Raw genomic sequence first — 13,969 nt, 5'->3', positions numbered from 1 at the left:
GTTTATCTCGCCTGCCCTGCAGTCGTGCAATTCCGCATTCACATGCTATACTACAGGCGGGGACGATCTCACGGGGAGCGGGTATGCCCGAACCAGCACATATTCTTGTCGTTGAAGACGATCCTGATATTCGGCGTTTCTTCCAGGCTGTGCTTATCCGCGATGGTTTCCGGGTATCGGTGGCTAATTCAGGCGAAGAAGCGCTGAGCTTTTTGCAATTAATTACTCCCGATCTGGTGTTACTTGATCTGGCGCTACCCGGCATTGATGGCGCTGAGGTGACTCGTCGCATCAAGGCCGATGTTTCCAAGCCATTCATTCCAGTCATCATTGTTTCGGCCCATGCCGATCTCGATACCAGCGTCAGCAATCTCGATGCCGGCGCCGACGATGTCTTGCTCAAGCCGGTTGATTTCAACCTGTTGCTGGCGCGGGTGCGCGCGTTGTTGCGCCTGCAACGCGCGCAGCGCAGTCTGCAACACGAGCAACGCAAAACCGAGCTACTACTTCATCTGTCGCGCGATTTGGGATCAAGCATCGACCTTGATGTTTTGCTGACCGGTTTTCTCAACCACCTTGCCGATGCGATTGGCGCAATTCGAGCCAGTATCATTCTGACCGGGTTTGTTGAAGACAAGATCATGCTCTATTCAAGCAGCCGACATCAGCCGGTAGCCGAATTGCAAGACATCTTGCGTTACGGTGTGGCCGGGTTGGCTTTGCGCGAACGCAGCCCGATCCTGATTACTGATACCCGCCTCGACTCGCGCTGGTTGGTAACTTCCGATGTGCACAACGATGTGCGGTCGGTGGCGGCAATGCCGATCATTCGCGACAATCGGGTGTGGGGGGTGATCACCCTCGTTCATCACACGCCGGGATACTTCACTGCCGAACACCTCGAGTTACTGGCATCGGTGGCCGCTCAGAGCGCGGTAGCGCTGGAAAGCGCGCGTTTGTACCGGTTAAGCGAGCAACAGAAAGAACTACTGGCCCGACGGGCTGAGGAGCTGCGTCGGATCAACGAGTTAAACCGACTGCTCTCAGAATTGATGCAGATGGATCAACTGGGTCGATTGCTGGTGCAGATGATCCATCATCAGTTTGGCTATCCGCTGGTGGCGCTCGTGATGCGCGAGCAAAACCAATTGATCGCGCGGGCAGTCGCAAAGGCGAACCAGTCGGTGTCAACGAAGCTCGCGCTGGCGAGTGAGAGGAGTTTGAGTGGATGGGTTTTCCGTCATGGCAAACCACTGCGCATCGACGATCTGTCGCGCGAGGCGCGGTTTGTGCCAATGTTGCCTGATGAAGTGCGGATGCGTTCGGGCTTGAGCGTGCCGATCCTGTTGCCGCGAGAGGTGTTGGGCACGATCGAGGTGCGGAGTCCGCAACCGGCTGCTTTTAGCGAGAACGATGAAGCCATTTTGCTGGCAATTGCCAACCAACTGGCAATTGCCATCGGCAATGCGCGATTATTTGAGAACGAGCAGCGTCGAATCAGGCAATTAAGCGAGATCAACCGCCTGTCGCTGGCGCTAACCGCGCAAATCGCTGCGCCCGAAAACTTGCAACGAACGCTGGATTCGGTGGCGCATATCTTTCGCGCAAGACAGGCGGCAATGCTTCTCTTCGGCCCGCAATCTACTGATACCGTCATTGCGTTGAGCGGGCCGATAGCGCAATACGAAGCCGAGCTGAGGCAGCTCATCCAGCGTCATCCATTTTTGGCGGCACGGGTGGCAATGTTGGAGCAACCGAAATTGATTGACGATCCTGGCGCTCTGATCAACGTTGCTCAGTTGGAGACGTTATTGGGGCGCTGTGAGATTACCTCAGTCTTGCTAGCGCCGTTGAAGGTGAATGGCCAAACGCAAGGCGTACTCTGTCTGGATACAACAGCGCGCGGCGTGCTGGAAAAGACTGAACTTGAGATGGTCTCTACCGTGACCAGTCTGATCGTGCAGATTCTGGAGAACGCTCGTCTATACCGCATTGTGAGTGACGAACGTTCCACGCTAGACGCTGTGCTCCGCGGCGCGCCCGATCCAATCGTATTGATTGATCCCGACGCGCGCTTATTGCTGGCTAATCCGGCGGCGCGCGAACGGTTGCAGATCGATCCGGACGTACACCACGGCCAGCCGGTCGATCAATTTCCGGCTTTGCACTCCATTTCGCCATTGCTCGAATGTGAGCAGCCGACCACGGTTGAGATCGAGCCGAGGCCGCAGTTGCACTTCAGCGTGAGTATTGCGCCTGTGCGCAGTGTTGACGGGAAAGCGCTGGGTCGAGTTGTCGTATTCCGCGATATTAGCGCGATTAAACAGCTCGAATGGCAAGAGCGCGAGCGTGTGCGTAGCGTCTTTCGCCGCTATGTCTCGCCGCAGATCGCCGAACGTCTGCTCAGCGCCGGCGGGAATTTCGGCGCGCCAACTGAACGCGCGGTGGCGGTGCTTTTCGCCGATATGCGCGGTTTTACTACCCTGACCGAGCAGATTGATGCGCGTGTGCTGGTTGAACAGATCCTGAACCGCTATTTTACGGCAATGACTGAGGCGCTCTACACGCATGATGGCACAATTGATAAGTTTCTGGGCGATGGACTCATCGGCGTATTCGGTTCGCCAATCGCGCATCCCGATGATCCACAACGCGCGCTCAAGGCAGCAGTAGCCATGCAGCAGGCCTTTAGCCAGTTGACCAAAATCTGGCAAGATGAGCTGGGTCTTCAGATCGGCATGGGGATTGGCATCAGTTACGGCTCAGCCGTCGTAGGCAATATCGGTTCAGAGCAGCGCCAGGATTATACCCTGATTGGCGATGTGGTCAATACTGCCTCACGCTTATGCGGGATTGCTCAGGCCGGACAGATTATTGTTTCATCACATTTAGTTCAGGCGCTCGGTGGCCAATCAATCTATCCGCTGCGCGAGTTAGGCGCAACAAAGTTGAAAGGGAAACAGGAACCACACATTATCTACGAAGTATTAGTTGATCGTTTGGTCAATGTGGCATCATGAACCATGCCTCTCCTTTTGTTTTTGTGAAGAACATCTTCGCTTTTTGTGAATTTACCTGACGATCTGTCAATCAAGAAGACGGTCACGATAGCTTTCTTGACAGTCTGTTGTCAACCTTTTAAGATACACCTGGCCGGTGCGCAGGTTCCCGGCAGATCCCAAAATAAAAAGGAGTTTGACAACCATGGCGTTGTTACATGGGCGAAAGGCTCGCCGCTGGTTTTTCTTGCTCTTGCTGTTGATGCTCCTGGTTGGATGTACCGTTCGTCCGGTCGTGCTTACCGGTGTTGTGACCGACGCCTATACCGGACAGCCGGTTGCCGGGGCAACAGTGGCAATTGGCGAGCAGACGTTGACAACCGATGAGCAGGGGCGCTTCCAGACCGACCGCTGGCAACCGGAGGATACGCTGGCACTGACGGCGCCGGCCTATGAATCGCTCAGTCTGCCCCTGGCTAACCAGCCTGGCGTTGGCGAAAGCGGTGTTTTCACTGTCACGATCACCACGACGCTGCGCCCCAATACGCTGAGTGGAGTTGTGACCGATGCCTATACCGGTCAACCGATTAGCGGCGCAGAGGTGAGTCTGGCCGATAATGCAACGGAGTCTGTATTGACCGATACCGCCGGACGATACACGCTGATCAATGTGCCAGAGACATTCACGCTAACAGTGCGCGCCTCTGATTACGCGCCGGCTACTGAGACGGTAACGCGCGCAACCGCGCTCGATCTCAGTTTGCGCCCCAATACGCTGAGCGGTGTAGTGACAAACGCCTATACTGGTCAGCCCGTCCCTGGCGCGACGGTCAAACTCGCTGCCTTGAGCGTCACAACCGACGCCGACGGACGCTACGTATTGCGCGATGTGCCGACGGCAAGCGGTGAAGTGACCGTCGAAGCCGATGGTTTTGCGGCAGCCACGCAGGCGTTTACCCGCGCGACGACGCTTGATGTGGCAATCCGGCCTGATACCCTCTTTGCTCAGCTCATCGATGCAACAACCGGCAAGCCGGTGCCGAATGCCGCGATTATCGCGACCGAAACGATTACCTCAACCGCAGTATCGTTTGTGCGAATCAACGACAGTGTGGAAGGGCGGTTCCGCCTGTCCAATCTCCCCGAGCGCGGTTTTGTGCAGGTGCTGGCTCCAGGGTATGCCAAACGGGTTATCCCGATTGAGCCGGGAAAGATGCCGGAACAAATCGAACTGGAACCGTTCTATGTGCGTGGTATCTACATCACTGCTGCAGTTGCGTCAGTGCCGCGACTGGTTGATCGATTCTTTGATCTGATCGACCAGACTGAGCTAAACGCCATTGTGATCGACATCAAGAGCGACCTGCGTGACGATTTGGGCATGGTCTATTACGACTCACAGGTGCCGCTGGTGCGTGAATTGGGTCTCAGCGCGCCAAGAGTCGATTTTGCCTCGATCCTGGCGAAAGCCAAAGAGCGGGGTATCTATACCATTGCGCGGGTACAGCTCTTCTCGCACGATAACGCCCTCTCTGATGCCCGCCCTGAATGGTCGATTCGGCTCCGCTCGACCGGTGAAGTGTACGCCGATTATCCGGGGCCGGGTATTCGCTACGCTTATCTCGATCCGACCAACCAGAATGTCTGGGATTACAACATTGCGCTGGCGGTTGAGGCGGCGCAGATGGGCTTTGATGAGATCAACTTTGACTATATCCGTTTCCCAGACTGGTTTGGCACACGGGCCGAATTTCGCGATAAGCTGCTGTTTAGCGAACCGATTGATCCGGTTGATAATCCGGGCCGGATGTTCGATGTCATTCTCGAATTTATGCAACGGGCGCATTATGCGGTAAACGCTGCTGGCGCATTTATGTCGGTTGATGTCTTCGGTCGGGTCGTAAACGGGCCTTCGCTGACAATCGCGCAGGACATGGCTCGCATGGGTGAATTTACCGATTATGTTTGCCCGATGCCGTATCCGTCGCTCTGGTGGGGTGGGCTGGAAAATATCGCCGTGCCGGTTAAGTTCCCTTACGAAACGCTTCAGATCGCAGTGCGGAATGGTGGCCGGCAGATGGCGGCCAGCTATGGCAAGCAACGGCCATGGCTGCAAGACCACACCGACCCCTGGGCGCCGGTCGTGGTTGAGTATGGCCCGGCAGAGGTGCGCGCCCAGATTGATGCGACAGAAGAGCAGCCGGAAGCGGCATCAGGTTGGCTGTTGTACGACTCGGCTAACCTGTACAAAGGCGCGTTCAACGGCGCGGTTCGTCCCGACCGCTAAGGAATCAGAGGGATCGAGTCGACCTGACGCCCGGCTCGATCCGTCTGGTCAGTGAATTGTCATGCGTTTTGAGTTTAAAAAAGTGGACGACAGGCTGTATCTGCCGGTATAATCATATCCACGATGAACGTTTAGACATGACAGTAGCCTGATCTGGGCCGAGTGGCGCAAGTCGCTCTGGCAACGAGGCGCAAGGTATGAGTCGACAAATGGCGCTGAGAGTAGGCCTGCTGATCGCGCTGGCCGGAATCCTGGTGACGACCTGGCCGGTGATGGCACGGCCCGATCGTCTGGCGGCGCAGGTGTCGAGTTGGCGTCTGAGCAGTGTGAGCGATTGGCAAGCCGGTGAAGTGCAGGGCTTGCTGGTGGCGAACAATAGCGGCGGTGAACTGCGGCTCGACGCCGAAGCGAGTGAAGGTAGCTTTATCTCAGCGCCGTTCGAGACGGCGTTTGCTACCAATGCAGCCGGCGCGATCTGGCGGGCCGAGCTGGTTTCCGGCACCGATGTGCGTCTGGAATTGCGGGCGCGGGCCACGCCGCCAACCGGCGGTGATGATGATTGGGGGCCTTGGTTGCCGTTGGTTGCTGCCGACGAACCGCCGGCTGCTGACGCTGAAGCAATGGCAACGGCTGCGCCGCTGGCGTTGCCAGAAGATACCCGCTATCTGCAATTGCGGGTGACGTTTACCAGCCAGATTCCACGCGCCTCGGCAGTGCTCAACGATGTCACGGTGACATACCTGGCCACCCAGATCACGCCGCCGATCTTCGCTGCCGGTTTGCCGCAACGCCCAATCTTGTTTGGCCAGCCGGTACTCACTCCGCGCCCACTTCAGATTGCGCGTGTCGATTGGGCCGAACCGGCAGCAGCCCGGCCTGATCGACGTGATCCGCGCGGTGTTGTCATCCATCAGCTTGCGATTGATGTGCCACCGGCAGCCACGCTGGCCTACTTGCGCGCTCTGCTGGTGTATCAGACAAATGTGCTTGATTGGGACGACCTCATCTATCATTACATTATCGATAGCGAGGGAAATCTGTTTGAGGGGCGGCTGGGTGGGCCGACTTCACTGGTGCGTCAGGTGGCGGGCAGCGTCGCCGATGTGCAGATTGCCCTGCTGACACCGGCCAATCAATCGCTCACGCCGGCTGCTCAATCCCGCTTGATTGCATTGCTGGCCTGGCTGACCCAGACCTACAACATTGCGCCGAATGCTCAACAACCAACGGCGAATGGTGGCTTGCGCCCGACGATTGCCGGTCATTCCGAGGTCAGTCCGGCAGCGGTGGATCCGTACCCGGCATTGCGCGCCCTCCTGCCGGCGCTACGGGAACAGACGGATACGGCTACCGTGCGAGCGCGCTGGTTTTTTGCGGAAGGGAACACCGCTGGTTACAGCCAGCGTCTAAGCCTTTACAACCCTGCTTCGCGACCGGCAAGGGCGCGGATTACCTTCTTGCCGACCGGTGGCCAGCCGATTGTGCGGGAAGTGCAGGTGCCTGGCAGCGGTCGCGCTGATGTAAATGTCAATGACGTTGTGCCAGGCGCCAATTCATTGCCAGCGATTGTTGAAGCCAACGAGGCCATCCTGGCCGAGCGATCGATGGCGCTAACCAGCGATATTGACAGCGGGCCAGGAATTGATCGCCTCTCGCGGGTCTGGTACTTTGCGGAAGGAAGCACGACTGAACAGACCCAGACGTATTTAATCATCTTCAATCCACAGTCGAGTGACACCAGAGCGCAGATTACCTACATGGAGCGCAACGGCGCTATCTTCGAGCAAGAGGTGCAGATCGGGGCGCGCAGTCGGTTGGTGGTGGCAGTGCATGACATTACCTTACCCGATGGCACCCGTCCGCTGGCTGATACCAGTTTTGGCGCGCGGATCATTGCCGATCAGCCGGTAGCGGTTGAGCGCACCATGCGATTCGGGCCTGGCGGAAGCGGTTTGCATACCGGGCGCGGGATTGACACGCTTTCACGACGATGGCTCTTTGCCGAAGGCACTACCGAAGGCGAGTTTCGAACCTGGCTGCTGGTACTCAATCCAAACAATCAACCGGCCAACGTTGAGGCCAGTTTTCGCGGTCCGCAGGGGGTTGCGGCGACGCGACGCTACGCCATTCCGCCGCGCGCGCAACTGGCAATCGATGTAAATGAAGTGGTTTCCGATCTCGGTTTTGCCACCGAAGTAACTGCTGACCGTCCGGTGGCGGTTGAGCGGGTTATGCGCTTTGCGGGCGGCACGGTGGGCACAATTGGGGTTGGCGCGCGCGCTCCGGCATACCGCTGGGCCTTCATTGATGGTCGTACCAGCGACGCGACATACTATCTCTGTCTGAGCAACACCAGCCCGTTATCGGCAGTTGTAACAGTTGAGGTCATCTTCGGCGATGGCACGAAGACAGAGGTAGGCGCGCGTGTTGCCGCCGGAGCGCGCTACACGCTCGCGCTGCATGAAGCCTTCCCCAACGAGACTGCTGTCGCTGCAATTGTGCGTAGCAATCAACCAATTGTGGCCGAGCGCTCAATCTATCCCGGCGGTGGCGCGCGTGGCGGCAGTGCGACATTGGGCATTCCACTACCATAACTGATGGGAGAAAACACAGATGCCAGGATTGGGCAATCGCCCGTTGCCTGGCATCTGATCTTTAGAGAGCAATCAGCGCTGGAGTCGCCGCCGGATTGCCAGCGCACCGGCCACAGCGGCAATGGCAGCGGCGATCATGGTTGCGCCGGGCACGATCAGTGGCGGCAAGAGAGCGGTGAGTTCGGCAGGCGGTTCGGTCACCTCCCGCACATCAGCAGGTGGTGGCGCATTGACCATGCGGGCTAAATTGTCGAGGGTTGGGGTCATCGAGCTGGCGTAACCCTGAGCAATCTTCTTGCGCAAGAGAGAAAACGGGAAGAATGTGGGGAGCGCATAGATCAGCGCCACGCCATTGGTCACCCGAACGCCATTGGCTTCCGGCTGGAGATGGAACATCCAGATTTGGGCAATACCGGGGGCGCTGGGCAGACCGACGCGCCAGGCAAACCGGTAGGGAGGATCCCAGATCACCACCCGGTTAGCCGTCACGTAGTGTATCCCGCGCATAAACTGTTGTGACTCAAACACTGCGCCAGCGGTGAGCGGTCGCCCGCCGCGAATCGTCACTGCCTGCACTTCGCCGCTGCCGGCAATTTGTGGATGGCGCTCAACATCGCTTACCAGTTCCCAGATGGCCTCAATCGGGGCATTAATGCGACCACTCACCGAAGCGCCTGTGTAACGAATCATACGTTCTCTTCTCCTTGATCTGCTTGCGATACGCTGGCGAGGCTTTATCTGCTGCGCTCGTTACGGCGCAGCGGTGAAATAGAGTGATTGAAGCCGATATTCGCTCGCGCTGACGGCGCGATAACAACAATGTGTCTCGTCGTTACAGTGTTCTGGGCGTCGCCGATAGCGGCAAGCGGGCAAAGATGTGATAACGGCGCTTGCCCGGCAAAGTGATGGCGCTGTACGGTTCAGGCCATGGCGCGCAGCGCACTGCATCGAACAATTAAATTATATGACACTTCAGAGATAGCGATCAGCAGTAGCGTTCACGAACGGCGCAACCGGGCGACCAGTTGGGTGTAGAACTGATTGCTGGGGCGGAGCCGCACGAAGGTGCAAACCTGCGGGCTACGTCGCACTACAACTTCATCCCCTTCGATCAGGTCAATATTTTCGCGTCCATCGACTGCCAGCAGCGCGTGGTGACGAGAACGGAGCTGCATAGTAACCACGGCGTCTTCGTGCAGCACCATCGACGGAATATTGGTCAGATGGGCGGCAATTGGCACCAGCACAAGCGCTTGTGAGCGGGGATCGACAATCGGCCCACCCGCCGCCAGCGCATACGCGGTCGAGCCGGTGGCGGTGGCGACAATGACCCCATCGGCGTGATAGGTAGTCAATGGACTATCGTCAATGGTAACGTGGACGTTTACAATGCGACTCAAGTCGCTGCGCGAGATCACGACCTCGTTCAGCGCAGTGTGCTGGCCGAGTTTCTGCCCTTTGCGCCAGAGTTGAGCGCGCACCAGCGCTCGCTCGTCAAACCAGCCGCCGCCATTCATAATCTGCTCACAGCCGCTGAACACTTCGTCGGGGCCAATTTCGGCCATAAAACTAAGATGGCCGAGGGCGACCGGCAAGACGGGAATATTGTGCGGGAAGCAGAGCCGGGCAGCGCGGAGCACGGTTCCGTCACCGCCGAGAGCAATCATCAGATCGCAATCGGCCACCAGTTGCGGCTGATCGCGAAACTCTTGCGATACGCCGCGAATGGCATTGACCCCGCGCGCTGTCAGCCAATCAACGACTTCGCGCGAGAGCTGAATCGAGGCGTCACTCAGTGGATTGTACAAGACCGCCACGCGCTCAAGCATTGCCAGACCTCCGTGTAACGCTGTTTGCATCAGGATACCATAGGAATAGCAAACAGGGCGAGACGAATGCGCTCAAGGAGCGGGTTGGCGGTTTCGTAACCGGCGTTTCCGGCAGTGATCGTGGTATACTGCTTGTGCATCAAGTCAAACAATATCTGAAATAGAGGTGCATGTGGAGAATGTACAGCAAGTAGCTGCGCGGATCGTGGCGAATGTCGAACAGGTGATTATCGGCAAACGCCGGATTGTCGAGCTAGTGCTGGTTGCCTTGTTGTGTCGTGGACACGTCTTGATTGAAGATGTGCCTGGCACCGGCAAGACGATGCTGGCTAAGAGTATTGCTCGCTCGATCGGTTCGAGCTTTAAGCGCATTCAATGTACGCCTGACCTGTTGCCCGGCGATGTAACCGGTGTATCGATCTTCAATCAGCAGACGCGCGATTTTGAGTTTCGGCCCGGCCCAATTATGGCTCAGATCGTGCTGGCCGATGAGATCAATCGCGCGACGCCGAAGACGCAATCGGCCCTGTTGGAAGCGATGGAAGAGCGCCAGATTACGGTTGATGGCGTTACCCATCCGCTGCCACAGCCGTTTGTCGTGCTGGCCACGCAGAACCCGATTGAGTACGAAGGAACCTTTCCGTTGCCGGAAGCGCAACTCGACCGTTTTCTGTTGCGCGTTCATCTCGGCTATGCCGACCGACTCGACGAGATTGCCATTCTCAAGCGGCAACGTGAAGGTCATCCGCTTGAAACATTGCCCAAAGTGGTTGAAATTGATCAATTACTGGCCCTGCAAGAAGAGATCAAGCAGGTTCACGTTGATGATCTGATTGTCGAGTACATTGTGGCGATGACTGCGGCGACGCGCACTCACCCGGATGTCTACCTCGGCGCGAGTACGCGCGGCGCGTTAGCGCTGTACCGCTCGGCGCAGGCATGGGCGGCATTGAACGGACGTGATTACGTGACGCCGGATGACATCAAGGCACTGGCGCAACCGGTTCTCGGCCATCGCCTGATTGTCAGTCCGGCGGCGCGTGTGCGGCACGTGACAGCGCAGGCGATCATCGATGAGGTGCTGGCGTCAACGCCGGTGCCAGGAGCGCGAGCAGGACGACGGTTTGAGCGAATGATTGCCGGTTAACCGGTGGCAATGAGGCGCGCTGATGGCTTCTGATGAACAACAGGAGAGCGCATGGCAACGACGCGCGCGCTTGCGACTCATGTTGCAGCGGATCGTGCTGCTGCGCGAGACCGGCCCCAAGAGCGCAGTGTGGCATCGCGCGCGAGTGAAGGCGATGTGGCGGTTGCAAGAGCAGTTAGCGGCTGACGCTGACTTGCCAGAACAGTCAACGAAGATTCGCGATGAACAGTGAACTGACGCACTGGCTTTCTCAAACTGGGGATACCTGCTATTGTATCGCTCTGGCGCTGGCGCCTGATGAGCGGGCAGCGTGGCAACTACTGCGCCAGTGGGCCATTGGATTGCGCGCCACGCCACCTGTGTCATGGCGCGACGATGATCTGATTGCCCGCCTGTATCAGGCGGCGGTAGTGAAGTTTGCCGGTCTCCCGCTCCAGCGCCGACCGGCGCCGGCAGCGGCGCCAATCCTGGGGCCATTGCGCGCCTTGCCGTTGTCGCAGCGCATGGCGATATTGGCCAATGTTCTGCTGAAGGCCGATAGCGCGCGGCTGGCTCGAATCCTCAATTGTGATCCGGAAGAGGCAGTGAATGCGCTGGCGCAGGCTGGGCAGACTCTGGCGCCTAAAACTGGTCACGCGCTGCCCGTTCAGATGAGCGATGATGCGTGCGAACCAACCCGGCGCGCGCTGATTGATCCAATCCAGCATCTACGCCTGTTTGAGGCAACCCGACACCATCTCGCGAATTGCGCGCACTGTCGATTGTTTGAACGCGAATGGCATGAGGCAATGCGTGATTTGGCGGCGGCGTTGCGACGCTGGGTTAGCGAGTCGCCCTTGCCACCCCGCGTTGCCGCTCGACTGCTCAAGATTGCCACCCCCCGCGACCGGCTGGCGCAGCTCATGTCGGTCGCGCCGTTGCTGGCGCTAGGCGCTATCGTCGCGCTGCTCATCTTGCCCGGCTTGTTTCGGCAATCGTTCACCGTTGTCATCACCAACGCAGCCGAACCGACGTTGAGTGCGGCGGAACTGGTGGCACAGGCGCTCGCGCATGGCGGCATTCCCGAGCCGGAAGGCCCTCCCGTCTGGCAGGCGCGCTACCAGACCCTCTGGTATTTCAGCAATCGCACCCTGGCCCCGCTCTTCGCCGAAATCTGGCACGACCGCGATAATCCGGCCCGCCATCGCCTGCAACTACGTCACGTTGAAGGCGGCGCGCCCTACGAATTTCAGTTAGGTGATGGCAGTCGTCGCTTCTACTATGCAATCGATGGCGCCTACGCGCCGACCCTCTACGGCGATCTGCCGGTGCGCGCCCTGCCGGACGAACCGGATCTGGTAGTAACTTCATTCACCCCAGAACAGCAGGAGACAGCCTACCAGGCGCGCCGGGCCAGCGGGCCATGGGCAATTCCGCACTCGTACCTGCAACAGGCCGCCGCTGCATCGAATCTGCGTTTGCTGGGACGGCAGCGGGTTGGCGACCGGCTGGCGGCTATTGTCAGTTTTCGCGGGTTTAGCCCTATCGACTTCCCGCCAGAAATTACCGAACCCTTAACTGTGCTCATGGCAATCGATGAGCGAGATGGTCACGTACTGAGTATCACGGAGTTGATCGGGCCGTCTGGCGCCACTCAAACCAGTCGAGTCGTCTGGAAGCTGGTTGATTTCAGATGGCTGGTAACGGGCGACCAGATTCGCGATGCCTTCACCTTTGAGCGAGCGTGGAACGGGCGAGCTGAAGCGTCTGGCGCGCCGATCCAAACACTTTTTGATCCGGCATGGCCGCTCTTACGTATCAATACGGTAGTCGCGCCGGCCCGCCTCAACGAGATGGCTGATTCGGTAGTGCTGCCAGCAACTGCGCCGACAGGAGTATATCGAGCAGCGTTGCTGCGTTTTCGCGGGCCGCGAATGAATGGCGTGATCTATACCGGCGTTGGCCGGCGGCTGATCATTACCTTTGATCGACTGCCAGGCATTGACAATTCCATTCCGGTTGAGGTCATCGGGCCATGGCGCACGCGCATCGAACCGGCGCGCGGACAGCGCTACCGGGCGGCAATTGAAACGAATGCGCCTCGTCGTGGCAGCGGCACTCGAGTCTCACTCGATGCGGTTGGGTTTACGCTGGATGAAGTGCGCGCCATCATTGCCTCGTTGCAGCCGGCCAATCGACTGGATCTCAGTTCCCAAGCCGGGCTGTTTGCATCGACTGAAGTGACAGTGCGGTAGTCAGCCCAACTTCAACTTTCAACGCAGTTGGCGAGCTGGGTGGCAGCCGGGAATTTGCCGGTGAGAGTAAGGCTACGCATCGCGACAATCTTCCTGTAACAGGGCAACGAAATCATGTATCGTCCACCCGGACGTGGCCGGAGTCGGCGGCGAGCCGATTCGGCTGCGCTGTGGTGGTGGTGACGACCGGCCCAACGGAAGTCTACCTCCCGCTAGTGACGCGGTAAGGGCGCATGATGGAAAGAGAAGGTAACGGCGGGCGCAAGGTTTGACCTTGCGCTCGTTTCGCGCGCTCAGGGCGCAGCGCGTGGTTAGCGCGCCGGTGTCATCGCTCAGGTCACGGCAGGTGTGGATGCGGTCAGTCTGGCTGCGCGCCCGGTGACCTGTTGCGCGCGAGGGCAGATAGAACTTTGGTACTGGCAGAAACGCTCTAGAAGTACTGGTTTTTTCTGGGACTATTGGGGGATTGCGCGGCGTTGCGCGCGTTGCTACAGTCGGTCACAGATATTGGCGTGGAGCGTCAGGGATGTTATTACGCTCAGCGGCGCTCCCCGGCGACGTGGGCGCGTCAACTGCGCGGCAGTCGAGCCTGGGCCAGAACCGATGGCAGGCGCGGCGACTGGCGAGTAACAGTGTTTGTGTGTGTCGCGATGGAGTGACCAATGCAACACCGACAATGGCAACGCTGGGGGATGATCGGCCTGCTGGCGCTGGCGCTGGCGGGACTGGCGTGGGCGCCGATCGGCGGGCGGGCAGGCGCGCTGGCGCTGCCGGTAGGCGCGCCGGTAGCGCAGGCGGCGGCGAATCTGCCGCAGGTGAGCGCGGGCGACTCTCACACCTGCGTGATTAACGAGGCCGGGCAGCTTTATTGCTGGGGGT

The 13,969-nt window shown here is 58.7% G+C and carries 9 protein-coding genes; 7 read left to right on the top strand and 2 right to left on the bottom strand.

Going from position 1 to position 13,969, the window contains the following annotated elements; all coding sequences use genetic code 11:
* The first annotated feature begins 83 nt into the window (after positions 1–83).
* From Q0650_RS08885 to Q0650_RS08875, 3 genes are all read left to right on the top strand, one after another.
* Positions 84–3,020 carry a GAF domain-containing protein gene (locus Q0650_RS08885; RefSeq protein WP_298818053.1) on the top strand — a complete coding sequence of 979 codons (2,937 nt, stop codon included), beginning with the start codon at positions 84–86 and terminating at the stop codon, positions 3,018–3,020.
* A gap of 184 nt (positions 3,021–3,204) precedes the next feature.
* Positions 3,205–5,286 carry a putative glycoside hydrolase gene (locus tag Q0650_RS08880; protein ID WP_298818051.1) on the top strand — a complete coding sequence of 694 codons (2,082 nt, stop codon included), beginning with the start codon at positions 3,205–3,207 and terminating at the stop codon, positions 5,284–5,286.
* 197 nt (positions 5,287–5,483) lie between these two features.
* Positions 5,484–7,880 (top strand): peptidoglycan recognition family protein, encoded by a 2,397-nt coding sequence (locus tag Q0650_RS08875; RefSeq protein WP_298818049.1) that lies wholly within the window; start codon positions 5,484–5,486, stop codon positions 7,878–7,880.
* A gap of 72 nt (positions 7,881–7,952) precedes the next feature.
* On the opposite strand, the gene Q0650_RS08870 is transcribed toward Q0650_RS08875, so the two are convergent.
* Both Q0650_RS08870 and Q0650_RS08865 read right to left on the bottom strand, forming a co-directional pair.
* A complete protein-coding gene (locus tag Q0650_RS08870; RefSeq protein WP_298818047.1) occupies positions 7,953–8,570 on the bottom strand; it encodes an SRPBCC family protein in 618 nt (205 codons plus the stop codon).
* Between the two features lie 308 nt (positions 8,571–8,878).
* Positions 8,879–9,709: an NAD(+)/NADH kinase gene (locus Q0650_RS08865; RefSeq protein WP_298818086.1), complete on the bottom strand. Its 831-nt coding sequence runs from the start codon at positions 9,707–9,709 to the stop codon at positions 8,879–8,881.
* 172 nt (positions 9,710–9,881) lie between these two features.
* Here Q0650_RS08865 and Q0650_RS08860 point away from each other — a divergent pair, with 172 nt between their 5' ends.
* From Q0650_RS08860 to Q0650_RS08845, 4 genes are all read left to right on the top strand, one after another.
* Positions 9,882–10,856 carry a MoxR family ATPase gene (locus Q0650_RS08860; RefSeq protein ID WP_298818045.1) on the top strand — a complete coding sequence of 325 codons (975 nt, stop codon included), beginning with the start codon at positions 9,882–9,884 and terminating at the stop codon, positions 10,854–10,856.
* Between the two features lie 22 nt (positions 10,857–10,878).
* On the top strand, positions 10,879–11,088 hold the full coding sequence (locus Q0650_RS08855) for a hypothetical protein (RefSeq protein WP_298818043.1): 210 nt from the start codon (positions 10,879–10,881) through the stop codon (positions 11,086–11,088).
* A complete protein-coding gene (locus Q0650_RS08850; RefSeq protein ID WP_298818041.1) occupies positions 11,078–13,090 on the top strand; it encodes an anti-sigma factor in 2,013 nt (670 codons plus the stop codon). Before Q0650_RS08855 ends, Q0650_RS08850 begins: the two co-directional genes overlap by 11 nt.
* 662 nt (positions 13,091–13,752) lie before the next feature.
* Positions 13,753–13,969 (top strand): RCC1 domain-containing protein (locus Q0650_RS08845; protein WP_298818039.1); only part of this gene is annotated, 217 nt, incomplete at its 3' end.

It is taken from the genome of uncultured Chloroflexus sp. (genome assembly GCF_937129525.1).
Taxonomy (GTDB): domain Bacteria; phylum Chloroflexota; class Chloroflexia; order Chloroflexales; family Chloroflexaceae; genus Chloroflexus.
This window is presented reverse-complemented; position numbering and strand designations above follow the sequence as displayed.